The organism is Acinetobacter haemolyticus (assembly GCF_900406815.1).
Taxonomy (GTDB): domain Bacteria; phylum Pseudomonadota; class Gammaproteobacteria; order Pseudomonadales; family Moraxellaceae; genus Acinetobacter; species Acinetobacter haemolyticus_A.
Map to the genome: position 1 here is coordinate 133,205 of NZ_OVCN01000009.1, position 23,086 is coordinate 156,290.

General features: G+C 37.7%; 24 protein-coding genes and 1 pseudogene. 20 read left to right on the forward strand and 5 right to left on the reverse strand.

Annotated features, from left to right (window positions below; all coding sequences use genetic code 11):
• Positions 1–45: 45 nt before the first annotated feature.
• A complete protein-coding gene (locus tag DK207_RS08225) occupies positions 46–966 on the reverse strand; it encodes an alpha/beta fold hydrolase (protein WP_109440744.1) in 921 nt (306 codons plus the stop codon).
• Entirely contained in the window at positions 966–1,526 is a 561-nt protein-coding gene (locus tag DK207_RS08230) for a PadR family transcriptional regulator (protein WP_109440745.1), read from the reverse strand. Before DK207_RS08230 ends, DK207_RS08225 begins: the two co-directional genes overlap by 1 nt.
• A gap of 123 nt (positions 1,527–1,649) precedes the next feature.
• On the opposite strand from DK207_RS08230, the gene DK207_RS08235 reads away from it, so the two are divergent.
• From DK207_RS08235 to DK207_RS08250, 4 genes are all read left to right on the forward strand, one after another.
• Positions 1,650–3,674: an NADPH-dependent 2,4-dienoyl-CoA reductase gene (locus DK207_RS08235; protein WP_213066235.1), complete on the forward strand. Its 2,025-nt coding sequence runs from the start codon at positions 1,650–1,652 to the stop codon at positions 3,672–3,674.
• 75 nt (positions 3,675–3,749) lie between these two features.
• On the forward strand, positions 3,750–4,157 hold the full coding sequence (locus DK207_RS08240; RefSeq protein ID WP_109440747.1) for a nuclear transport factor 2 family protein: 408 nt from the start codon (positions 3,750–3,752) through the stop codon (positions 4,155–4,157).
• 37 nt (positions 4,158–4,194) lie between these two features.
• Entirely contained in the window at positions 4,195–4,911 is a 717-nt protein-coding gene (locus DK207_RS08245; RefSeq protein WP_109440748.1) for an SGNH/GDSL hydrolase family protein, read from the forward strand.
• 21 nt (positions 4,912–4,932) lie between these two features.
• A complete protein-coding gene (locus DK207_RS08250) occupies positions 4,933–6,021 on the forward strand; it encodes a YheT family hydrolase (protein WP_109440749.1) in 1,089 nt (362 codons plus the stop codon).
• 71 nt (positions 6,022–6,092) lie between these two features.
• On the opposite strand, the gene DK207_RS08255 is transcribed toward DK207_RS08250, so the two are convergent.
• Positions 6,093–6,557, reverse strand: a complete 465-nt coding sequence (locus tag DK207_RS08255) for an internalin (protein ID WP_109440750.1) — start codon at positions 6,555–6,557, stop codon at positions 6,093–6,095.
• A 368-nt stretch (positions 6,558–6,925) separates the two neighbouring features.
• Here DK207_RS08255 and DK207_RS08260 point away from each other — a divergent pair, with 368 nt between their 5' ends.
• From DK207_RS08260 to DK207_RS08285, 6 genes are all read left to right on the forward strand, one after another.
• A complete protein-coding gene (locus DK207_RS08260; protein WP_109440751.1) occupies positions 6,926–8,563 on the forward strand; it encodes a CTP synthase in 1,638 nt (545 codons plus the stop codon).
• A gap of 30 nt (positions 8,564–8,593) precedes the next feature.
• A complete protein-coding gene (kdsA, locus tag DK207_RS08265; protein ID WP_004639225.1) occupies positions 8,594–9,451 on the forward strand; it encodes a 3-deoxy-8-phosphooctulonate synthase in 858 nt (285 codons plus the stop codon).
• Positions 9,452–9,541: 90 nt separating this feature from the next.
• Positions 9,542–10,831, forward strand: coding sequence for a phosphopyruvate hydratase (gene eno, locus DK207_RS08270; protein ID WP_109440752.1), 1,290 nt, complete (start codon positions 9,542–9,544; stop codon positions 10,829–10,831).
• A gap of 129 nt (positions 10,832–10,960) precedes the next feature.
• A complete protein-coding gene (ftsB, locus tag DK207_RS08275; RefSeq protein ID WP_004639223.1) occupies positions 10,961–11,326 on the forward strand; it encodes a cell division protein FtsB in 366 nt (121 codons plus the stop codon).
• Entirely contained in the window at positions 11,316–12,014 is a 699-nt protein-coding gene (gene ispD / locus DK207_RS08280; RefSeq protein ID WP_109440753.1) for a 2-C-methyl-D-erythritol 4-phosphate cytidylyltransferase, read from the forward strand. Before ftsB ends, ispD begins: the two co-directional genes overlap by 11 nt.
• A 133-nt stretch (positions 12,015–12,147) precedes the next feature.
• Positions 12,148–12,624: a DUF6438 domain-containing protein gene (locus DK207_RS08285; RefSeq protein WP_109440754.1), complete on the forward strand. Its 477-nt coding sequence runs from the start codon at positions 12,148–12,150 to the stop codon at positions 12,622–12,624.
• Between the two features lie 52 nt (positions 12,625–12,676).
• Here the strand turns inward: DK207_RS08285 and DK207_RS08290 are convergent, their stop codons facing one another.
• Both DK207_RS08290 and DK207_RS08295 read right to left on the reverse strand, forming a co-directional pair.
• Positions 12,677–13,441, reverse strand: a complete 765-nt coding sequence (locus tag DK207_RS08290; RefSeq protein WP_109440755.1) for an RES family NAD+ phosphorylase — start codon at positions 13,439–13,441, stop codon at positions 12,677–12,679.
• Positions 13,438–13,809, reverse strand: coding sequence for an MbcA/ParS/Xre antitoxin family protein (locus DK207_RS08295; RefSeq protein WP_109440756.1), 372 nt, complete (start codon positions 13,807–13,809; stop codon positions 13,438–13,440). The genes DK207_RS08290 and DK207_RS08295 overlap by 4 nt, the downstream gene beginning before the upstream one ends.
• Positions 13,810–14,028: 219 nt before the next feature.
• Here DK207_RS08295 and DK207_RS08300 point away from each other — a divergent pair, with 219 nt between their 5' ends.
• The 10 genes and pseudogenes from DK207_RS08300 (at position 14,029) to DK207_RS08345 (ending at position 22,782) form a co-directional block, all read left to right on the forward strand.
• Complete coding sequence (locus DK207_RS08300) at positions 14,029–14,442, forward strand: YeeE/YedE family protein (protein ID WP_109440757.1); 414 nt, start codon at positions 14,029–14,031, stop codon at positions 14,440–14,442.
• A gap of 1 nt (position 14,443) precedes the next feature.
• Positions 14,444–14,854 carry a DUF6691 family protein gene (locus DK207_RS08305; RefSeq protein WP_109440758.1) on the forward strand — a complete coding sequence of 137 codons (411 nt, stop codon included), beginning with the start codon at positions 14,444–14,446 and terminating at the stop codon, positions 14,852–14,854.
• Positions 14,855–14,870: 16 nt separating this feature from the next.
• A complete protein-coding gene (locus DK207_RS08310) occupies positions 14,871–15,743 on the forward strand; it encodes an MBL fold metallo-hydrolase (RefSeq protein ID WP_109440759.1) in 873 nt (290 codons plus the stop codon).
• A gap of 159 nt (positions 15,744–15,902) precedes the next feature.
• Positions 15,903–16,601: a histidine phosphatase family protein gene (locus tag DK207_RS08315; RefSeq protein ID WP_109440760.1), complete on the forward strand. Its 699-nt coding sequence runs from the start codon at positions 15,903–15,905 to the stop codon at positions 16,599–16,601.
• A gap of 140 nt (positions 16,602–16,741) precedes the next feature.
• The gene (locus tag DK207_RS08320) at positions 16,742–17,002 is read left to right on the forward strand and encodes a hypothetical protein (RefSeq protein WP_109440761.1); all 261 of its coding nucleotides are present in this window, start codon (positions 16,742–16,744) and stop codon (positions 17,000–17,002) included.
• A gap of 127 nt (positions 17,003–17,129) precedes the next feature.
• Positions 17,130–17,246: pseudogene (locus DK207_RS08325) on the forward strand (uracil-DNA glycosylase family protein); the annotation flags it as partial.
• Between the two features lie 750 nt (positions 17,247–17,996).
• Complete coding sequence (locus tag DK207_RS08330) at positions 17,997–18,527, forward strand: spore coat U domain-containing protein (RefSeq protein WP_109440763.1); 531 nt, start codon at positions 17,997–17,999, stop codon at positions 18,525–18,527.
• Positions 18,528–18,598: 71 nt separating this feature from the next.
• A complete protein-coding gene (locus tag DK207_RS08335; protein ID WP_109440764.1) occupies positions 18,599–19,303 on the forward strand; it encodes a molecular chaperone in 705 nt (234 codons plus the stop codon).
• 9 nt (positions 19,304–19,312) lie between these two features.
• Positions 19,313–21,772, forward strand: coding sequence for a fimbria/pilus outer membrane usher protein (locus tag DK207_RS08340; protein WP_109440765.1), 2,460 nt, complete (start codon positions 19,313–19,315; stop codon positions 21,770–21,772).
• Positions 21,763–22,782, forward strand: coding sequence for a spore coat U domain-containing protein (locus DK207_RS08345; protein WP_109440766.1), 1,020 nt, complete (start codon positions 21,763–21,765; stop codon positions 22,780–22,782). The genes DK207_RS08340 and DK207_RS08345 overlap by 10 nt, the downstream gene beginning before the upstream one ends.
• Positions 22,783–23,086 lie beyond the last annotated feature (304 nt).

Sequence of the window (23,086 nt, forward strand, 5' to 3'; positions counted from 1 at the left end):
CTAGCCAATTCAAAGAGATTGGCTAGTAATTTTATTTATCATTCATTATGCCGCATGACTTGAATGTGCTGAAAGAAATAGACTTATCTCTTGAGTGAATTTTCTAGGCTCTGTAATCAAAGGGGTGTGACCTGAACGTTCAAAATATACCGTATTGGCATTCGTCAAGCTTTCAGCAATCAGAGTTTGTCCTGTTTCAGGATAAAGCGTTGAGCCGCGGCCTATAAAAAATGTAGTTGGGCAATTTAACTGAGCAATTGCTTCGCGATAATCTTCATCATGATTGAGATAATTTTCTACATACCATAGCAAGTAATCAAGTCGTTGAATTGGCAGTAAGTACTTTTGTAAGAAAGGACGATTCAGCGCCAGTTTGAAAATCTTCGGACTATAATTGTTACTGCCTTGCAGCTCGATAAATGCACTCCATAAACTCACAAGCTTATATCGGATATCATTCGGTAAATCTTCAAGCTTCTGCGCATGCTTGTATTCAAATAACAAGGTCTGAATATCGAGCAGGAGATTTTTAAATTGAGGATATTGTTTACCAAATAAGCCATATTGCCAAGAATCGTCGACAGAAATTTTTGGCGTTTGATCAATGTGCAAATAGGCTTTTAATTTTTGCGCCAAATCTCCATGCTTCATGCCATGCATGGCTGTTGTTGCACCCATTGAATAGCCCATCAAAATGAATTGATCTAATTTTAATAGTTTAATCAGCGTATCAATATCATTCCAATGACTTGAAATGGCATCTAAGTGAGGAATTGCACAATCCTTAGAGCCGCCAAAACCACGCCAATCAGGAATAATAAATTCATATTGTTTACGACTAGCAAATAAAAAAGGAAGCCATTGCCAACTTTGCATGCCGAGTCCCGATAAGACGAGTACAGGTTGGCCTTCGCCTACACGTCGAACAAATAATTTTTCTTGATCAGGCATGTTATAAAACGGCATTATTTTTCTCCAATTTGACTTTGTTCTTCAAACTTTTTCAGTTGAGGAATCATTTGTTCTAACCATTTTATCCATTCATTTTCTTTAATGATACCGAGTTCTAGGATCATTTTATGAATAAACAGAACACGATTAGTAGGTTCATTGTTTTTAAAATCTTTATCATGAATTGCTTGATAAAGGTTTAATTTTTCCTTATGTAATATTAAATGTCGTTCCAATTCTGGCAAAATTTTATTACCACCGAGTTGAGCTTCGGCTCTTAATCTGACCATAAGGTCATCACGAAGCTGGGCTGGTTCACTTTGCTCTTCTATCCACGAGGCAAGTTGTATCCGTCCAGACTGTTCGATTTGATAGGTTTTTTTTCGGCTATTTGCCGCTTGTTCTTCTATTGTAGATATCCATCCTTTTTTCAGCATACCATTGAGTTCTCTATAGATTTGCTGATGCGTCGCATTCCAAAAGAAGCCCATTGAGCGATCAAAACGACGAGCTAACTCGAAACCTGTACTTGGTTTTTCTAGTAGGCTCGTCAATAAAACGTGGGCGAGTGACATGTTGATCCAATATAAAAATGACTCATCAGAATTATGCAATATGTTGCATAAAAATCAAATCTTGTTTATAAATCTATGCAACAAGTTGCATTAGCTAGCAGATTGCTCGCCAGAGGAGAACACATGTCGGCTTATCCACATTTATTAGAGCCATTAGATTTAGGTTTTACCACTTTAAAAAACCGTGTGCTTATGGGGTCTATGCACATTGGTTTAGAAGAAGCACCGCAAGGTTACGAGCGCATGGCGGCTTTTTATGCAGAGCGTGCTAGAGGTGACGTTGGTTTAATCGTTACTGGAGGTGTTTCTCCTAATGATGATGGTGTTGTTTTTGCACATGGCACTAAATTGGATAGTATCGAAGAGGCAGAAAAGCATAAAGTTGTTACTCAAGCAGTGCATGATGCTGGTGGTAAGATTGCAATGCAGATTCTTCATACGGGTCGTTATTCGTATCAAGCAAATAATGTTGCACCATCAGCAATTCAAGCGCCTATCAATCCAGTTAAGCCAAAAGCGTTAAGTTCTGCTGAAGTCCAGCAGACTATCGATGATTTTGCTAATTGTGCAAAACTGGCCCAATATGCTGGGTACGATGGTGTTGAAATTATGGGCTCAGAAGGTTACTTGATCAATGAGTTCATTGCAGCACGTACCAATCATCGTGATGATGAATGGGGTGGTAGCTACGAAAATCGTATTCGTTTTCCAATTGAGATTGTGAAGCGTACGCGAGATTTGGTCGGGGAAAATTTTATTATCATTTATCGTCTTTCAATGTTGGATTTAGTTGAGGGCGGTTCAAGTCTAGAAGAAGTGATACAGCTTGCGAAAGCAATAGAACAAGCTGGTGCAACAATTATTAATACAGGCATAGGCTGGCATGAAGCTCGTATTCCAACGATCGCAACTAAAGTGCCACGCGCAGCATTTACATGGGTCACAGAAAAATTAAAAGGTTCTGTTTCTATTCCATTAATTACATCGAATCGGATTAATACGCCTGAAATGGCAGAATACGTATTGGCTTCTGGTCATGCAGATATGATTTCTATGGCACGTCCGATGTTGGCAGATGCAGAGTTTGTTCTTAAAGCGAGTCAGGGTCGTAGTGATGAGATTAATACTTGTATTGGGTGTAACCAAGCGTGTTTAGATCATATTTTTTCTATGACAGTGGCGACTTGTCTGGTTAATCCACGTGCATGCTATGAAACAGAGCTTATATTTAAAGAAGCGAATATTGAAAAAAATATCGCAGTAATTGGTGCGGGACCAGCTGGATTGAGTTTTGCAGTTTATGCTGCGAGTCGTGGTCATAAAGTAAAGGTTTTTGATTCAGGTGATCAAATTGGTGGACAATTTAATATTGCCAAAACCATTCCTGGGAAAGAAGAGTTTTATGAAACCTTGCGTTATTTTAAACGCCAAATCGAGTTGCAGCCAAATATCGAACTAGTCCTCAATCACACCGTGACCTATGAGGAATTGAGTCAAGCTGATTATGATGAGATCGTCGTGGCTACGGGTGTCACGCCTCGTCAACTACAGTTTGAAGGGATCAACCATCCAAAAGTCTTAAGTTATTTGCAAGTATTGAAAGAGCGTGTACCTGTGGGTAAGCGTGTAGCAATCATTGGCGCAGGGGGTATTGGATTTGATACGGCTGAATATTTAAGTCATGAAGGTGAAAGTGGAAGCTTAAATCCAGAAAAATTTTATGCAGAGTGGGGAATTGATACCTCATATGAAAATGTTGGTGGTTTAAAGCAACCCGAATTAGAGAAATCTGAACGTGAGATTTATCTATTGCAGCGTAAAACAGCTGCTGTTGGTTCAGGATTGGGTAAAACCACAGGTTGGATTCATAGAACAGGTCTAAAACATCGTGACGTCAAAATGGTAGCAGGGGCGAGCTATGACAAAGTGGATGATCAAGGTTTGCATATAACTGTGAATGATCATCAAATCGTACTTGAAGTCGATAATGTCGTGATTTGTGCTGGTCAGGAATCGTATACAGCGATGTACGATCAACTCAAAGCTGATGGTAAAAATGTGCATTTGATTGGTGGGGCAAAAGAAGCAGGTGAGTTGGATGCCAAACGTGCAATTCGCCAAGGTGCAGAACTTGCAGCAGTGCTATAAATAAAAAAACAAGGCATTTCTTCTTAGAAGAAATGCCTTTAATTTTTATAGATTAATTTAAAAAGGAATAAAAAAATGATCTTTGAAACTACAAAAAAATCGTTAGAAAACTGGCATCAAATGATTCAGGTAGGTGATTTATCTAACTTAAATGAGTTGTTGGCTGAAGATGTAGTATTTCGTTCGCCCGTCGCCTATAAACCTTATGAAGGCAAACATGTCGTTTATTTCATTTTAAGTAATGTCATACAAGTTTTTGAAAATTTTACTTATCACCGTGAATTTTATACGGAAGGTGGTGAGAGTGTTGTGTTGGAATTCAGTGCAAATGTGAATGGTAAGGCATTAAAAGGAATCGACATGATACGTTTTAATGCAGAAGGGAAAATCATTGATTTCGAAGTAATGATTCGCCCAATGAGTGGACTAACTGCTTTAGCTGAACAAATGGGCGCTCGATTTGCCCAGTATCAGCCGCATTAACTTATAAAATAGCCTAAGTAATATTGAGATTATTCTAATGTGGTTAAAATTCTCAACTATCGCCTTACTGCCTGTATTGGTTATTCAAGGCATGATTGTACGCAAACGTACCCCACTATTACCAGAACCGCTAGGTGATAGAGATGGGCTTGTTGGTGAAGGAAAACCACTTTCTTTACTTATATTGGGTGATTCAGCGGCGGCAGGTGTTGGCGTGGAGAGGCAGGAAGAAGCATTATCAGGTGCGATTATTTCTGAGCTCAAAAATGACTATACATTGAAATGGAAATTACATGCTAGAACAGGACATACAACCCAACAAGTAAGTGAGGCAATAGCTGAGATTAGTCAGGGGAATTATGATGTAATTGTAACGTCAATAGGTGTTAATGATATCACCAAATTGACCTCTATAGGAACTTGGATAAAACAACAAAAACAATTATTTACTCAAATACAAAACCGTTTTCAACCAAAATTGGTTATTGTATCAGGAGTACCACCGATGCAGCATTTTCCATCATTACCTCAACCATTAGCATGGTTATTTGGGAGATATGCCGAGCACATGAATAACACCTTACAACAATGGTTAGTTTCACAACAACAATATAGATTTATTTCATATGATATTGAGGTTTTTCAAGCATTAAATATATCCATGGCAGCGGATGGCTTTCATCCAAGTCGTGAAATTTATGCAATTTGGGGTAAACAGGTCGCAGATTTAGTGCGGCAATCGTTTAACCCCTAATATAGAGGGAGGAATGAAATTATGGGCATATCCACTCTAAATAAACTTAAAGTTCTAGGTTCAGAATTATTTGATTTTGCAGTAGGTGCAGAACTACCAAAAATGTATTATCACCCGCAAGGGAAAATTAAAGATGTTTTAGAAAAACTGCCTCAATTAAAACGAAAATATCGACCAACACCATGGTTAAGCAATACACATGTTCATCTTTTATATTTTGATATAATTAGAAAGAAAACAATCAAGCTTATATATGATCGAATTGATCAACTAACTATGCAAGATGGCGGTGTTACTGCCATTGCTTGGTATGGATTGGATCTGCCAAAAGATACCCCAACAGTTGTGATGATGCATACCATTACGGGTACGCCTGAGAGTATGCGTGAGTTGGTCAAAGATTTGCATGAATATACCGGTTGGCGAATCGCGTTATGTTTGCGTCGTGGTCATGCGGGTCTACCAATGCCTGTCCCACAGATTTCTTTATTTGGTTCAACCAGTGACCTTAAAGAACAATTGGATCATATTCAAAAGTTATTTCCAAAATCTGATTTGTATGCAGTCGGTTCATCTGCTGGAACAGGTTTGTTGGTACGTTATCTTGGTGAGCAGGCGGAAAATACGCCTTTTAAGGCAGCTTTTGCAATGTGCCCAGGCTATGACACCGAAATTGGATTTAAAAATGTGCATCCTTTTTATAGCAAAGTGATGACGAAAAAACTATTCAAGCATTTTATCGAGCCATATCAGAATATTTGGAGTCGAATTCCATCACTTGAGAAGGTATTAGCGACCACAAGTTTAGAAGAGTTTGAAAAAGCTTATTTTGAAATGGCTGGGTTTCAGGATTATCAAAGTTATTGTAAGGCGATTAACCCGATTTATGTGTTTCAAAATATCAAAATTCCATTGATGATTCTCAATGCTGAAGATGATCCAGTATGTTCAATTAAAAACTTGGAGCCTTATAAAGATAAAATAAAACAAATGGAAAATATTGTAGTAATCACAACGAAGAAAGGAAGTCACTGTGGTTTTTATGAAAGTCTAAGTGTTAAATCATGGGCTTCACGTTTGATGGCAGATTTCTTCAAAAACTATTCATAAATACTTAATCCAAAAAACATGCGCCGCAATAAAGCGGCGCATGATATTTGGTTTTAATGATAACCAATAGATTAATTGTTGAGTGCTGGTGTTGCAGCAGCAATTGCAGCAGCGACTGCATCTTCTTCAGATTGGCTAGAGCCGCTAGGTTTTGGTGCTTTTGGCTGTTCAGTTCTCGGTGTGCTTGGTTCAGTTTGAGTAGGTCTAGCTGATTCCGTACGTGAGGTTTCAGTTGGCGTACTATTACTTTGTGATTGAGCTGGACGAGTTTCACGACGAATTTCGGTCGTTGTGTTTTCAGTTTCTTCTCGCATCGTCTCAACTGAAGGTGCAGGAGTTTCCTCACGTTCCACACTTTCTAGCCTTTCAAACTGTTGAGTTGTTTCTACAGACTCAGGTTGTTGTTCAACGACTTGTGTTTCAGTTGATTGCTCAGACTGCTGCTCTTCATTTTTAGGTTCTTCTTTTTTCACACAAGCTGTCAATAAAAGACCAGTGGCGATTGCTGCACAAATTAAAAGTTTTTTATTTGCCATTGCTAAAACAACATATTAAATAAAGACGGGGCAATTATAACAGCAAAATTATCCGAAAATATCACTGGTGCCACTCAAGTTTGTTGATATTTTATAAATGTTTGCATTGAAAAGACCATTTGTAAGGGAGTTGGAACCCAATGGCAGCATAGTTTTTTAATTCATTAACTCCATTTGGAGATAACAAAAGCAATTTATCTATTAAATCTCCACAAATCCCATAAATTTTTATCGAAAATGCTGATAGAATAGTCAGTTGTTTATAGTTCTTTGAATTGATGCGGTTTGACTTTGCTTTATAGGGGCAGAGTACAGTAAAATTGCCCAACATTGTAGGCCGATTTCGGCTCGATTGTACGAGAAACTCAATGACCCATTTTATTTTTGTCACTGGTGGTGTGGTTTCATCACTAGGTAAAGGTATTTCTGCTGCTTCTGTTGCTGCACTTTTGGAAGCTCGTGGCTTGAAAGTCACTATGGTAAAAATGGATCCATATATCAATGTCGATCCAGGTACCATGAGCCCATTTCAGCATGGTGAAGTTTTTGTCACAGAGGATGGTGCTGAAACTGACTTAGATTTGGGATATTACGAACGTTTCCTACGTCGTGCAAAAATGACCAAGTTGAATAACTTTACAAGTGGTCGTGTTTATCAGGACGTTTTGAATAAAGAGCGTCGTGGTGATTATTTAGGTGGTACGGTTCAAGTTATTCCACACATCACAGACAATATTAAAGAACGTGTATTACGCGCGGGCGAAGGCTATGATGTTGCGATTGTAGAGATTGGCGGTACAGTTGGTGATATCGAATCCCTTCCTTTCATGGAATCAGTACGTCAGTTAATGGTTGAGCTTGGTCATAAGCGCACTATGCTTATGCACTTGACCTTATTGCCATATATCAAATCTGCTGCTGAGCTTAAAACTAAGCCAACTCAGCATTCTGTAAAAGAACTTCTTTCGATCGGTATTCAACCAGATATTCTTATCTGCCGTACTGAATACGATGTCGATGTTGATACTAAACGTAAAATTGCATTGTTTACGAATGTCGAAGCGCGTGCCGTGGTGGTATGTAAAGATGCGAAAACCATCTATCAAATTCCGCGTACTTTCTATGAGCAAAACGTTGACGATTTGATCTGTGAGCGTTTTGGTTTCAATGATCTTCCTGAAGCAAACCTTGAAGATTGGGATAATGTAGTAGAAGCATTACTAAACCCTGAATACACAGTCCGTGTTGCGATGGTTGGTAAGTATGTTGAGTTACCAGATGCATATAAATCTGTAAATGAAGCACTTTTACATGCAGGTATCCAGAACCGTGTCAAAGTCCAGATTGATTATGTGAATGCCGAAGATCTTGAACAACAAGATATTAGTGTTCTAAATGCTGCTGACGCGATTTTAGTTCCTGGTGGTTTTGGTGAACGTGGTACTGAAGGCAAAATGAAAGCGATTCAATATGCACGTGAGAACAATATTCCATTCTTGGGAATCTGTTTAGGAATGCAGTTGGCAGTCATCGAGTTTGCTCGTCATGTTGCTGCTATGCCAGAGGCTAGTTCAACAGAGTTTAATCGTTCAACCAAATATCCACTCATTGGTTTAATCACTGAATGGTTAGATGAGCGTGGCGAATTACAGCAACGTAGTCTGGAATCTGATTTAGGCGGTACGATGCGTCTAGGTGCTCAAAAATCTGAATTGGTTGAAGGCACAAAGACTCGCGAAGTATATGGTAAAGCTGAAATCACTGAACGTCATCGTCATCGTTATGAAATGAATAACCGTTTCATTGAGGCGATTGAAGAAGCAGGCATGAAGATTTCTGGTTATTCTTCAGCGCAACATTTGGTTGAAACTGTAGAAATTCCTGAACATCCTTGGTTTATTGCTGTACAATTCCATCCAGAATTTACAAGTTCACCACGTGATGGACACCCATTATTTGCTAGCTTTATCGATGCTGCAAAAAAACAGCACCAAAACAGTAAATAATGTAGGCTTAAATAAACTGGGAAAGTTTAAATGTCACAATTAAAAGCACAAGAAGTTGTACGTTTAGGCGATATACAAATGGCAAATCATTTGCCATTTGTATTATTTGGCGGAATGAACGTACTTGAGTCAAAAGATTTAGCATTTGAAATTGCTGAAACTTATATTGATATTTGCAAACGCCTAGATATTCCATATGTGTTCAAAGCCAGCTTTGATAAAGCTAATCGTTCTAGCCTAAACTCTTTCCGTGGTCCTGGTTTAGAAAAAGGGATTGAGTGGCTTGCAGACATTAAAAAGCAATTTAATGTTCCGATTATCACTGATGTTCATGAGCCATATCAGGCTGCGCCAGTGGCTGAAGTTGCAGATATCATTCAGCTTCCAGCATTTTTAAGTCGTCAGACTGATCTTGTTGAAGCGATGGCAAAAACTCAAGCCATTATCAATATCAAGAAAGCACAGTTCCTTGCACCTCATGAAATGCGTCATATTTTGCATAAGTGTTTAGAAGCTGGAAATGACAAACTGATTCTTTGTGAACGTGGTTCGGCATTCGGCTATAACAATTTAGTTGTAGATATGCTTGGCTTTGACATCATGAAAGAAATGAATGTTCCTGTATTTTTTGATGTGACACATGCATTGCAAACACCAGGCGGTCGAGCTGATTCTGCTGGTGGTCGTCGTGCGCAAATTACGACTTTAGCACGTGCAGGTATGGCGACAGGCTTAGCTGGTTTGTTTTTAGAAGCACATCCAGATCCTGAAAAAGCGAAATGTGATGGACCATGTGCTTTGCGTCTATCACAACTTGAGCCATTTTTGGCGCAATTAAAAGAATTGGATACTTTGGTTAAAGGATTCAAAAAGTTAGATACACATTAAGCCGATTTTCCCCTTTGAGTTCCTCTAGCAAGGGGAATCTCAACGTAAATCAAGGTTTAATTTAATATTCATTCAACAGAGGAATTGTTCATGAGCCAAATCGTTGATATTCGTGCACGCGAAATTTTGGACTCTCGTGGTAACCCAACCATCGAAGCAGACGTAATTTTAGAATCTGGGGTTGTTGGTCGTGCATGTGCACCATCTGGTGCTTCAACTGGTTCTCGTGAAGCTTTAGAACTTCGTGACGGTGATAAATCACGTTACTTAGGTAAAGGCGTGCGTACAGCAGTTAACAACGTTAACACATTGATTCGTGATGCTTTGTTGGGTAAATCAGTTTTTGAGCAAAAAGACATTGATAACACAATGATCGCGCTTGATGGTACTGAAAACAAAGAGAAATTAGGTGCGAATGCAACTTTGGCTGTGTCATTGGCTACTGCACGTGCCGCTGCTGAAGAAAAGAAACTTCCTCTTTTCCAATATATCGCAGATCTTCGTGGTCAAACTATTTTGACAATGCCTGTTCCAATGATGAACATCTTAAATGGTGGTGAGCATGCGGACAACACTGTTGATATTCAAGAGTTCATGATCGAGCCTGTGGGTTTTACTTCATTCTCTGAAGCGTTACGTGCTGGTGCTGAAGTATTCCATTCTTTAAAATCAGTTTTAAAGAAACAAGGTTTAAATACTGCAGTTGGTGATGAAGGTGGTTTTGCACCTAACTTACGTTCTAACGAAGAAGCGATTACCGTAATTCTTCAAGCAATTGAACAAACAGGCTACAAAGCTGGTTCAGACATGATGCTTGCATTGGACTGTGCATCTTCAGAATTCTACAAAAACGGTCAATACGTTTTAGAAGGCGAAGGCAATCGTGCATTTACAAGCAACCAGTTTGCGGATTATCTTGCAGGTCTTGTAAACCAGTATCCAATTATCTCAATTGAAGATGGTTTAGATGAATCTGACTGGGAAGGTTGGAGCTACTTAACATCAATCCTTGGTGATAAGATCCAATTGGTTGGTGATGATTTATTCGTTACAAACCCTAAGATTTTACAACGTGGTATTGATGAGAAAGTAGGTAACTCTATTTTGATCAAATACAACCAAATCGGTACGTTGACTGAAACTTTAGATGCAATCTATCTTGCAAAAGCAAATGGTTACTCGACAGTAATTTCTCACCGTTCTGGTGAAACTGAAGATTCAACAATTGCTGACTTGGCAGTGGGTACTGCAGCTGGTCAAATCAAGACGGGTTCACTTTGTCGTTCTGACCGTGTAGCAAAATATAACCAATTGCTTCGTATTGAAGAATTAACCAAAGCGGCTTACCGTGGTAAGGCTGAATTTAAAGGTCTAAACTAAGGTAACGTGTATCTATGTTGAATTCTCCTGATGAACTTTCTTTACAAAAGAGAGAAACTTCACGAATTAATAATCCGATAAAATTCGTGACAGATCTTCCTTTAAAAAGAAGGATGTAGGGAGTTTTCAATGTTAGATGTTTTTCAATCTACTTCAAGTAAGTTGATTTTATTACTGGCGGTTGTTTTGATCGCAAGTTTACAGTATCGCTTTTGGCTAGGTGAGGGAGGCTATGTCCCTCATCAAGCATTAACTCAACAGATCCAACAACAAGCAGAGATTAATACTGAGTTAAAAGAGCGCAATCGTATTCTAGCGGCTGAAGTTTTTGATTTAAAAAATGGAAGTGAAGCGATTGAAGAACATGCACGTTTAGATTTGGGTTTGATCAAACCTAACGAAACATTTGTGCAAATGAGTACGATTAGTACCCAATATAAACCAATATATATCGATCCAAATGCGAAAGTAGATACAGCAACCAATGAGAACTAAGCTATGGGCGGTTGTACCAGCAGCAGGTTCTGGCAGTCGTTTTTCAAAAACTGAATTAAAACAGTACCAGTATATACAAAACCAAACTGTGCTTGAGCATACGGTTAATCGTCTTCATACATTAGATTTAGCGGGTTGTGTACTTGCCATCAGTGAGCAAGATACTTTTGCTAAGACATTATCTTTTCATCATCAGAACAAAATGCATTTTTGTTTAGGGGGTACAGAACGGGTTCATTCTGTACTAAATGCTCTAATATATTTATCTGATATTGCTGATGAGAATGATTGGATCCTTGTACATGATGCTGCGCGGCCATGTGTTGCATCATCTAGTTTGCAAGAATTGGTACGTTTAGCAATCGAAGCTGATAAAAACTCAATTTTGGCGATCCCAGTTCGAGATACGTTGAAACAAGTTCAAACTGAAAACAAAATAACAAAAACTGTAAGCCGTGAGTTTTTGTGGCAAGCACAAACACCACAAATGGCAAAATTGAAAGATTTAAAACATGCAATAGAAGTAGCACTGGCAAATGATGTTGTTATTACTGATGAAGCCAGTGCTTTAGAATATATCAAGCAGCCTGTACAAGTTGTACAAGGGCGATCTGACAATATTAAGATTACTTATAAAGATGATTTAGAACTTGCACGTCTCATTTTACAATCACAAACAGACAACTAGGATTTAGGAAATTTCTTGGCTTAGAAATAGCCTAAGTAAATTATGTGAATTTTATTATTTATACTTACAGACAAATGACAATTAGTTCACAATTTGTTAAATTTAAACAACATTCTTTATAATGGGTCTATAAATGAAAAAATTATTAATTGCTGGGCTTTTTACCTTCTCTTTGGTGGGTTGTGCATCTACTTCTCAACAACCTCAGAATACAGCACAAGAAACCATTCGCTATTCATCTAGTCCATGTTTTGGTACTTGTCCAATTTATTCTGTTGAAGTTTCTCCCAATGGTTCAGTACATTTTGATGGTAAGCAATATACGAAAGTAACAGGAACTCAAGATCTTTCAGTTGATCCTTCTGTTTATAAAAAACTACAACAAGAGTTAAAAACTTATCGTCCTGAAACTGGCGCGAGTGTCAAAACGACAGGCTGTGAAGAAACTGCAACAGATCAACCGAATGCATATTTTTCTTGGAAAAGCCCAGATGGTACCGTTACGAACTTAAGTCACTATATGGGGTGTATTTCGCCAGCAAATGCTGAGTTAAATAAACTTATTGAGAAATTACCTAAACTAATTGGAATTGAAGATTTAGTAAGTTAATCAATTCTGGAAATGCCCCGATGTATCGGGGCATTTTTTATGCCCTATGCTTTTATGCTGGCATAGGGAAAATGCCTTGTTGTAAAAACTGTGATAATTCAAAACGAACAATATTAGATCCTTCTACTGCTTTAAATATCACCTCATCAGCAGCAATATCACAGAACCATTGCTCTCGGTCTAACGGGCTGTTCTGGCTAAAGTGTTCTGCAGTGAATAGTCCAACACAGGCTGCATGATCAATTGCTCGCGCAGACGGATATTCGAAGATTTCAATTCCTTCATTTCGCATCGCTGTGCCTAATTGTTGTGCATAGCTATAGTTTGTAGGGTGAGCAATTAGATCAAGATATTGATCAAAAGGAGGGGATTGTAAACGAATGCCTCTATGACAGTGATAACCGACTGAAAATAAAGTATGTTCAGTACGTATCTTTTCTTTCTTTGGTGTACCATCCATTGAGTGCCAGAATACAAAACGATAATAAGCTGATTCAGCCAATGTCACATTTACACTACATCCACCATAAAAAATACTGGATTCAAAAATACGACCAAAACGTGATCCCCATTTTAACGGTGGATAACGAAAAGGTGTCTTGAGTAGATAATGTAAGTGTTCTGAGTGGGGAGGATATGGTGGTTTAACTAACTCTAACATATCCTCTAATAATGCTTGTTCTTCTAAAGTATCAACTAATTGTCTTGTTGCGATTTGTTCTTGGCTTTCGACTAAACGATATAAAGTACCTGATAAAGGTGATATTTGTTTGTTTCCTTCACAACATTGCCATATATTTTGTTCAATGGCGGTCATACTTTACCTCGAATTGCATCGACAAATTGAAGTACAGAAACTAATCCACTCACACTTTCAATTTGTTCAACAGGTATACCGCCTGTAACACGATTTGGTGTATTCATAAAATGACGCATCCAATCGGTATCACCACCAGTTAATGCATATAGGGCTCGTGACAAACGAATAAGCAGTAAAGCCAGTTCACCTTGCTTCGAAGCTGGATCTAGTTCAAGATTGTTTTTTAATCGACTGATGGCGGTACGATGTACACCCAAAATAGCTGCAAGTTGTACTTGTTTTAAGTCAAGTTGTTCGGCAGCGTTGAGGACTGCTTTAGCAAGAACTACTTTTTTGTCTGCGGGTTGTTTTAATAATGCACTCATGATTAAACCCTTATGTTGTATATGCACTTATTATAATGAAATTGTGCAAATTGCACAACATGCTGAATTTGGTAGTGGTTAAATCGTATCAAGTAAATTTTTTAATGATTGAGATGTAATGGCCGTGATTAGACACAATAATTACATTAAATTTTAAAAAAACCACCAAATAATATTTATATTAATATATTATAAAAACATATATTGTTAGGGTGGAATATGCATAGTATTTTAATGGCTTTAATAGGTGGAGTAATCCTCGGAGTTGCTGTCGTGGGTTATTTGTATATCAATGGTCGCATTGCTGGAGTCAGCGGATTACTGTCACAGCTATTACAGCCTAAAGTTTTTCTTCATAGTTCAGCATTATGGTTTTTATTGGGACTACTGATCACACCATTCATTTATCAACTATTTAATGAACCTGAAATTATCATCAAATCATCTCCATTGGGCTTAATTATAGCTGGTCTTTTGGTTGGCTTTGGTACGCGTTTAGGTTCAGGTTGTACGAGTGGTCATGGGATTTGTGGAATCAGCCAATTGTCAATGAGGTCAATCATTGCAACAGTTACATTTATGTTTGCAGGCATGGTGACTGTATATGTCATTCGGCATTTGATAGGGCTGTAATATGAAAAATTTATTCGCTTTTATATTTGGCAGTTTATTTGCTATCGGTTTAATGGTTTCTGGAATGTCAAATCCTGAAAAAGTATTAGGATTTCTAGATCTATTTGGAGACTGGGATATTAGCCTAATGTTTGTAATAGTTGGGGCTATTTTAGTTGCATTCATTCCATTTCAAAGAGCAATTCGAAATCCTAAAACATTATTCGGTGAAAAAATTAATTTACCAACAAGCTTCCAGATTGATAAAAACTTAATCATAGGCGCATTATTATTTGGTGTAGGTTGGGGCATTGCTGGAATTTGTCCTGCACCAGCAATTACCTTAATTGGTTTAGGGTATTTAGAAGCTTGGTATTTTATCGGATCAATGCTGTTAGGCATATATTTTCATTATATTTGGGCTAAACGATAAAAAAAGGAGAGATGGAATGCAACATGCTCAAGTTAAAGCTTTTTTTGATGAGAACACGAATACGTTTAGCTATGTGGTAAGTGATAAAGTAACAAAAGCATGTGCTGTGATCGATAGCGTATTGGATTACGATCCTGCTTCTGCCTCGACAAAAACAACACATGCTGATGAAATTATTGAGTATATTCACAAAAATCATTTCAGCGTGGAGTGGATATTAGAAACCCATGTACATGCAGACCACTTAACAGCTTCTCAATATCTAAAATCAAAATTAGGTGGCAAAGTCGCCATGAGTGAAAAGATTGCGATTGTGCAAGAAACGTTTAGTGCGATCTATCATATAGATATAAAGAATTTTAATTCAAATCAAGCCTTTGATTATCTTTTTAAAGATCATGAACATTTTCGGATTGGCGGATTAGATGCTTATAATATCCCCACACCAGGACATACGCCTGCATGTTTGAGTTATGTGATAGGCGACAGTGTATTTATCGGTGATACGCTTTTTATGCCAGATTACGGATCGGCGCGTTGTGATTTTCCGAAAGGCAGTGCAGATCTTTTATTTGATTCAGTTCAACGACTATATCAACTGCCAGACGATACGAGAGTTTTTTTGTGTCATGATTATAAGCCTGAAGGACGAAATGAATATAGTTGTGAAACAAATATTTATGCACAGAAACAGACCAATATTCATATCAATCAATTCACCAAGAAGCAAGATTTTGTTCAAATGAGGCAGGCGCGTGATGCAACTTTGTCTATGCCAAAACTTATATTACCTTCTATACAAATCAATATGGATGCAGGTCGATTTCCAGCACCAGAAGCGAATGGTGTACGTTACTTAAAATTGCCATTTAATTATTTTAGTTCTTAAATTCGATGCTTAGGTCAGTATATGTTTATTTTAGACATAAAATAGCCTAAGCAAATTTAGAATTTATTTGAATTTAAAAACCTAAAACTTTGTAATTTATTAAATAGCTATGATAAAAATACATTTCTTTTTAAGTTGTATACAAATTAAGGTAGTTTGATGACCACCATCTATTTAGTCAGACATGGTCAAGCTTCATTCGGTAAAAGTAATTATGATGAACTTTCTGAAAATGGAGAAGCTCAGGCCCAACTGTTAGGGCGGTATTTCAAGAATCTTTTTACTGAACAGCCGTATATTGTTTCAGGCAGCATGAAGCGTCATCAACAAACGACACAAATTTCTTTAAGTCAATGTTTCCCTCAGGCAAGTTATAAAGTTGATGGGCTATGGAATGAGTTCAATCATCAACAAGTATTTTCTTTATATGAGCCAAGATTTGCCAAACCTGAATTGTTAAAGCAAGACATTATTGGAGAAGTCGATCCAAGGGCATATTTAGCACAGATTTTTGATGAAGCGATTGCACGATGGATAAATGAAGAATTTCATCATGAATATGATGAATCTTGGCCAACCTTTAAAACTCGAGTAGACATGGCGCTTAAAAACTTATGTATTGAACTCACAAATAATCCAACTCAAGAGGCAGTTGTTTTTACCTCTGGAGGGGTCATTTCTGTCATTATTGGTAAGCTATTAGAATTAAGTGTACAGCGAACTTTTGCATTAAGTTGGTCTATCGCAAATACAAGTGTAACTACTTTAAAACTCGTAAAGGGTGAACTTCAACTAGTGAGTATGAATGAACACCAATTTATCAAATCCCAAAATCCTGATTTGTTGACATGGTTATAAATATGAGTGCATGAAGGTTCATAGATTGTGTGTTCTTCATTCGTAGGGCAAAAAATATACAGACGAAAAGTTTTTTGGCTAGGAATCTGTTTTTTTTATGGTATAAAAATATCTCAACTATTTAAACTTGAGAATAAGAAATGTCTGAACAAAAATATCATTGGTATTTAATCGGTTATACATTTAATGATAAAAACAGCGGTAGCAATACACGGAATTTTAGTATTCAACTCCCTTTGGAGAAGCTTCTACCACCAGTTTCTAAGTCAAAATTAAACGAGTTGGGGGTGATTGGTCTGGAATGGTTAAAGAAAAATGATCCTTCATCTGAACCAGAAAATTTATTCGCTATTTCAATTGGTTATTTGGGTGAAATGACCATGCAAGAGTTTAATACTTAAACTCAATTAATAGATGAAGAAGCCCTCATATAGGGCTTTTTCTTTTAAGCTGAGCTGTAGAATTAGCTCAAATTAAATTCATCAGCGAAGACAAAGTTGTCTCATTCAAATCTTGGTTTTTGCATTCATGATCGAAATAGAAACACATCCCTTACAACCTTTTCTCCCTTCTAATGCAAAGCTGTTAATGTTGGGAAGTTTTCCACCGCCACCAAGCCGCTGGAAGATGGATTTTTATTATCCAATCTGTTAGACGGCGTAATTAAATGAGCTGGCAAATAAAGATGATATCAACTCAATCACACCCGTATTAATGGCCATGACAATGGGTTGAATGATCTTAAGACAAAGTTAAAAAGTATGAAAAATATGCTGCAGAAATAATGCGGCACTACTGTACATACTCTGCATTATCGCGTGCATTAAATCTTACAGTCTTAAATCTTTATAATAGTGCAAGTAGTGTATATTATTTTTTAAAATGTAAATAATTATTCTAAACAATCAGTGTGAGCATTTAGTCATTTGTTTTCTTGTGGCTAAAACAATAACTATTTAATTGTATGAATACAATATTCTTTTTTTCAAAAAAAAATTTAACTTATCATCAATATCTTATACTAAAAATTTATTTTTAATAAAATACTTTAAAATAGAAGTGATACAGATAATTTTGAATTATTTTATTGAAAATTAAAGAAAAAATTATTTAAGGAAATTATTTTTCAATATGTGTAAAACCATTAAAATCAATAATTTAAATTTATTGTTTTTTTTGTTGTAAGCTATTAGTTAATTTGGGTAAAAATAGTATTGTTATAGAAACTTTAAATGAAAATAGGTGCTTTAATATAAACTATTTATGTAATATTAAAAAATAGGGTAAAAAATATAAGCTCTAAAAGAGCAGTCAAATTAAAAATGATTGTAATGTTAAGGGTTAATTTTTTTACATCTATTCATTCCAACAATTTAATGTAAAAAGGTTTAAACCATGAAAAAGACTTTTTATTATTTATCAGCAATTGCTGTAGGATTATTTTCTCTCAATACAGCAAATGCCGCTACAGCAACGGGTACATTGACTGTGAGAGCGACAGTAACAAATAGCTGTGTTCTAAATACCTCAGCCACCGGTACGACTACAAATGCGGTCTTAGACTTTGGAACATTAAGTTCACTTGCGAGCAACGTAGATGCAGATACCACAACCACAGGTGGTACCCCAATCACAGTACTTTGTAATAACACCGTGCCATGGACTTTGTCATTTGATGGTGGTCAAAATGTTTTATCAACCCAACGTCGTATGATTGGTGGCGCAACCACTACAGAATATATTCCTTACGACCTTTACTCGGACACGGGACGTGCAACAGCAATTGGTATTGCAACAACTGCATACAGTGGAACAGGAACGGGTAATCTTCAAACTGTTAATGTCTATGGCCGTATTCCAGCAGGGACGACTTTACCAAGCGCTGGTAGTTATTTAGATACAGTGACAGTGACCGTAACTTATTAATTTTTATAAATAAGAAATACTGTTAGCCCTTTAAAAGGGCTAATGCTTTAAAAGATTTATTTGAGCAAGTCATGAAAAAAAATATCTTTATTATTACGAGTTTATTTTTATCTCTATCGAGCGCTTTGAGTGCAGCTACAATCCGAATTTCACCTGTGAATGTAGAGCTATTCAGTAACCAAACTGCTTCTTCGATTAGTTTATTTAACCAGTCCAGTGAAAGTACGGATTTGCAAATTCGCGTGTTTGAATGGTCGCAGAAGGATGGACAAGATCAATTAATTCCTACAGATGAGATCGCGATTAGCCCACCATTTTTAAAATTAAAGCCTAATGATTCTTATAACTTACGTGTAGTCAGAATTAATCCGACAGCTATTTCTGGTGAAAAAACTTATCGTATTATTATTGATGAGTTACCAAAACCAGTTGATAGCCGCAAAGCGGCTCAAGGAATAAATGTATTACTTCGCTCATCATTACCTGTTTTTGTAGTGGATAAAGAAGCGATGACTAAACTGAATTGGAAAATTGATCCTAGTCAGAAGGCACCTTCTTTAAATATTAGCAATATTGGAAATCGACATGCACTTTTAAATGATTTAACGCTTGTTGATATGACCGCAGGAAAAAGTTATCCCATAAAAGTAAACACCGTAAATGGTTATATTCTTGGACAGCAGAGCCGAAGTTACCCGATAGATAATTTTACATATCAGCCAAATCATAAATACAGTGTGTCTCTGACAATGAATGGTAAGAAAACAACACTTTAAGAGGCTTATATGAAATACATTATAGGTGTCTTATGTGTTGCATATCTTCCTGCATATTGTTTTGCTGAGCAACTTCAAGATCATACCAATACCGCAACTCCTCATGTGCCAGATGCGATTAATCGCAATAATCAGTTTGCGCAAACAAAGGATGCCGGACCGGAACAAGATCTTAACTTTACTCAGCTTTTTTTAAATATTTCTATGAACGCCAATGCGTCCGAAGACTTGGTTGCTGTGAAACAATCTAAGCAGGGCAAGTTGTATATCCGTGCCCGAGACTTAAAAGCGTTAAGACTGAAAATAGATGAACAGACGCCTGAAAACCAATGGGTGTGTATTAATGATCTACATGGCATCCAGTTTCAATACCAAGAGAATGAGCAGGCTCTAAAGTTAATGGTTCCTTCAAGCATGTTGACAGGGTATGCAGTGGACCTCAATGGCCAACAGATCACCAGTCCGGATTTGCTCAAGATGAAACCCTTAAACGCGGCTATTCTCAACTATAGTCTGTATAACAGCACAACCAATGATGAAAATACGTTTTCCGGCTCGGCTGAGGGGATTTTTAACAGTGCCATCGGTAATTTTTTTTCAGGTGTTTTATATAGCGGAAGTAATGAGAATAGTTATAATCATGAAAAATGGGTGCGATTGGAAAGTAAGTGGCAATACGTTGATCCTGAAAAAATCAGGTTATATACCTTAGGGGATTTTATTTCCAATAGCCCTGATTGGGGCAGTAGTGTCCGCCTTGCTGGTTTCCAATGGTCCAGTGCCTACACCCAACGCGGTGATATTGTGACCTCGGCACTCCCGCAATTTTCTGGCTCGGCTGCACTACCTTCAACACTAGATTTATATGTCAACCAACAAAAGATTTATTCAGGGTTAGTACCATCAGGCCCATTTGATATTAAACAGCTCCCATTTATTTCAGGAAATGAAGTCACGCTGGTGACAACTGATGCGACAGGACAGCAGAGCATTACCAAAAAGCCATATTATTTTTCCTCCAAGATTTTGGCAAAGGGCATTAATGAATTTTCTGTAGACGTTGGTGTTCCCCGTTATAACTATGGGCTGTACTCAAACGATTATGATGATGCCACCTTTGCATCAGGTGCAATCCGATATGGCTATAGTAACTCACTGACATTTAGTGGCGGTGTGGAAACTTCAACAGATGGCCTGTCGAATCTCGGTACAGGATTCGCGAAGAATGTTTTTGGCGTTGGGGTGATTAATGCAGACCTTGCAGCAAGCCAGTATAAAGATGAAAACGGCTATTCGGCCTTACTTGGCTTAGAAGGACGTATTAGTAAAAATATTTCATTTAACAGCAGTTACCGCAAAGTATTTGATAATTATTTTGACCTGGCCCGTGTGTCTCAAGTCAGATATTTAAAAGATAACCAGATCAATGACGAGTCACAAAACTATCTGAGCTACAGTGCACTGGCAGATGAAATTTTTAGGGCTGGGATTAACTATAATTTTTATGCAGGCTACGGGGCTTATGTAGGGTATAACCAGATCAAATATAGCGACAACTCCTATAAATTACTGTCTGCCAACTTAAGCGGAAGTATTAATAAAAACTGGGGATTTTATACTTCTGCCTACAAAGATTATGAAAATAACAAGGATTACGGCATTTACTTTGCGTTGCGGTATACACCATCTAACAAACTCAATGCGATCACAAGTGTTTCTAGTGACAGCGGCAGGTTGAGTTACCGCCAAGAAATATTTGGTTTATCAGAACCACGAATCGGTTCATTTGGATGGGGTGGCTATGTTGAGCGAGATCAGGATGCAAAAGAAAATAACGCTTCGCTCTATGCCTCTTATCGAGCTCGTGCGGCTTACCTGACAGGACGCTATAACCGATTTGGAGATAACGACCAAGTAGCACTTTCGGCAACGGGTTCATTAGTTGCGGCAGCGGGGCGCATCTTTGCAGCCAATGAAATTGGAGAAGGTTACGCAGTTGTGATCAATGCCGGTCCGCAAAGCCAGATTCTAAACGGTGGGGTTAATTTAGGTTTTACCGATAAGGCCGGTCGGTTTCTCATTCCTAGCCTCATGCCATATCAAGAGAATCACATTTATTTAGATCCGTCCTATCTTCCTTTAAATTGGAGTGTTAAAGCGACAGACAAAAAAACTGTGGTCGGCTATCGCCAGGGAACCTTGGTTGACTTTGGTGCGCATCAGGTTATTTCCGGATTAGTCAGACTTGTGGATCAAAACAACTCACCGTTATTGCCGGGCTATACAGTTCGAATTAATGGACAGCAGCAGGGCGTAGTTGGTTATGACGGTGAAGTATTTATTCAAAACCTATTAAAGCAAAACAAACTTGAAGTCAATCTTCTGGATCATGGCTCGTGCCAAGCTGACTTCACCTATAACAGTAATCAGTACTCAACTCAGAAATTGGGACCTTATGTATGTCGATAAGTATTTTTGATAAGACTCAAATAGAGAGTTACAAGAAATTTTCATTGTTTTTGAAACAGTTAATCGGTGTTTGCTTACTTTATCTTGTTTATGCATTTTTTAGTCCTGCGCAGGCTGCCTGTACGGTAAGTGGAACGACCAATAATACTTTTACCTATACCGCAGCAAATATTAATAGTGATGCCACCGTAAATCTATCAGGAACAATTAGATGCACGACTTTAGGGATTCCCCAGACTTCTGCTTATATGTGCATGAAAACCGTTTTTACCGGCACAACCAATAGCCTTAATAATGTTTCACTCCCTTATACGGTAGCCGCTACAGTAGGTGGGGCAGGGTCTACTACCACTAACCAAACCTCTAATGTCTGGTATGGGCCCGTAAGAACCGTGGCTTCAAACAATATCATTAATTACTCAGTGAACGTGAAAGTGCCTGCCCGAACAGGATCACTTGTCGTCTATCCTCCAGGAACATATACGGCTACGGTTCGGCTCTATTGGGATATGGATGCTCTGGGCTTAGTATGCGGTGATTTAATTGGAGGCTGGGATTCAGGTGATACACTACTAACAGCCAACTTTGTCGTCCCAAGTATGTGCCAATTAAACTCAACTTCAAATGTTGATTTTGGCAATATTAACGATATTCGTACTACAAAAAGAGACTACACAACTCAAGGAGCTGTGAATACGACTTGTAATTTTGGAACGCCATACAGTATTTATTTAGGCGATGGTAATAACCGTATAACTGGTGGGTTTAGACGTATGACCAACGGTAATAATGAATTTATACCCTATCAGCTCTATAAAGATTCTAACTATAGTACGGTATGGGATGCGACAGGAGGCGTAACCAATGTTGGGGGAACAGGAGGAGTCTCAAAAACTGGTACAGGTAGCGCTCAAAGTACACCTGTTTACGGAAAAATTCCGCAAGGCACAACGATTTCAAGTACTCCGGGAAACTACTCAGATAGCGTGGTTGTTACTGTCACCTATTAAATCATTTCAAAAGGTGGAGTCTCAAACCTGCATCCGTAAAAGCCGCTTATTTAAGCGGTTTTTTATATTTTGGGAGCAGGTTTTCACCCGATTTGTCACCGGTCAGAACGACAGATTTACATCTCAAACAGTAAAAGGGTATTGCTAAAATTTTATTAAGGTGAAATTTTACCAACAAAAGAACCGAGCAAAAAACTGGAAAATTCGATAAAATGGTTAAAAATATTCACTCAAGTTAAAAATTTGGCTATTGATATAAATGACTGATATAGAAATAGAAACACATCCCTTACAACCTTTTCTC

What these genes read in the sequence shown, in the direction of transcription:
- DK207_RS08320 (WP_109440761.1), top strand. Translation starts at nt 16,742, where the DNA reads ATGTCTGAACAAAAATATCATTGGTATTTAATCGGTTATACATTTAAT.
- kdsA (WP_004639225.1), top strand. Translation starts at nt 8,594, where the DNA reads ATGTCACAATTAAAAGCACAAGAAGTTGTACGTTTAGGCGATATACAA.
- DK207_RS08240 (WP_109440747.1), top strand. Translation starts at nt 3,750, where the DNA reads ATGATCTTTGAAACTACAAAAAAATCGTTAGAAAACTGGCATCAAATG.
- DK207_RS08345 (WP_109440766.1), top strand. Translation starts at nt 21,763, where the DNA reads ATGTCGATAAGTATTTTTGATAAGACTCAAATAGAGAGTTACAAGAAA.
- DK207_RS08330 (WP_109440763.1), top strand. Translation starts at nt 17,997, where the DNA reads ATGAAAAAGACTTTTTATTATTTATCAGCAATTGCTGTAGGATTATTT.
- DK207_RS08225 (WP_109440744.1), bottom strand. Translation starts at nt 966, where the DNA reads ATGCCGTTTTATAACATGCCTGATCAAGAAAAATTATTTGTTCGACGT.
- eno (WP_109440752.1), top strand. Translation starts at nt 9,542, where the DNA reads ATGAGCCAAATCGTTGATATTCGTGCACGCGAAATTTTGGACTCTCGT.
- ftsB (WP_004639223.1), top strand. Translation starts at nt 10,961, where the DNA reads ATGTTAGATGTTTTTCAATCTACTTCAAGTAAGTTGATTTTATTACTG.
- DK207_RS08290 (WP_109440755.1), bottom strand. Translation starts at nt 13,441, where the DNA reads ATGACCGCCATTGAACAAAATATATGGCAATGTTGTGAAGGAAACAAA.
- DK207_RS08245 (WP_109440748.1), top strand. Translation starts at nt 4,195, where the DNA reads ATGTGGTTAAAATTCTCAACTATCGCCTTACTGCCTGTATTGGTTATT.
- DK207_RS08260 (WP_109440751.1), top strand. Translation starts at nt 6,926, where the DNA reads ATGACCCATTTTATTTTTGTCACTGGTGGTGTGGTTTCATCACTAGGT.
- DK207_RS08235 (WP_213066235.1), top strand. Translation starts at nt 1,650, where the DNA reads ATGTCGGCTTATCCACATTTATTAGAGCCATTAGATTTAGGTTTTACC.
- DK207_RS08255 (WP_109440750.1), bottom strand. Translation starts at nt 6,557, where the DNA reads ATGGCAAATAAAAAACTTTTAATTTGTGCAGCAATCGCCACTGGTCTT.
- DK207_RS08335 (WP_109440764.1), top strand. Translation starts at nt 18,599, where the DNA reads ATGAAAAAAAATATCTTTATTATTACGAGTTTATTTTTATCTCTATCG.
- DK207_RS08295 (WP_109440756.1), bottom strand. Translation starts at nt 13,809, where the DNA reads ATGAGTGCATTATTAAAACAACCCGCAGACAAAAAAGTAGTTCTTGCT.
- ispD (WP_109440753.1), top strand. Translation starts at nt 11,316, where the DNA reads ATGAGAACTAAGCTATGGGCGGTTGTACCAGCAGCAGGTTCTGGCAGT.
- DK207_RS08305 (WP_109440758.1), top strand. Translation starts at nt 14,444, where the DNA reads ATGAAAAATTTATTCGCTTTTATATTTGGCAGTTTATTTGCTATCGGT.
- DK207_RS08250 (WP_109440749.1), top strand. Translation starts at nt 4,933, where the DNA reads ATGGGCATATCCACTCTAAATAAACTTAAAGTTCTAGGTTCAGAATTA.
- DK207_RS08285 (WP_109440754.1), top strand. Translation starts at nt 12,148, where the DNA reads ATGAAAAAATTATTAATTGCTGGGCTTTTTACCTTCTCTTTGGTGGGT.
- DK207_RS08230 (WP_109440745.1), bottom strand. Translation starts at nt 1,526, where the DNA reads ATGTCACTCGCCCACGTTTTATTGACGAGCCTACTAGAAAAACCAAGT.
- DK207_RS08340 (WP_109440765.1), top strand. Translation starts at nt 19,313, where the DNA reads ATGAAATACATTATAGGTGTCTTATGTGTTGCATATCTTCCTGCATAT.
- DK207_RS08315 (WP_109440760.1), top strand. Translation starts at nt 15,903, where the DNA reads ATGACCACCATCTATTTAGTCAGACATGGTCAAGCTTCATTCGGTAAA.
- DK207_RS08310 (WP_109440759.1), top strand. Translation starts at nt 14,871, where the DNA reads ATGCAACATGCTCAAGTTAAAGCTTTTTTTGATGAGAACACGAATACG.
- DK207_RS08300 (WP_109440757.1), top strand. Translation starts at nt 14,029, where the DNA reads ATGCATAGTATTTTAATGGCTTTAATAGGTGGAGTAATCCTCGGAGTT.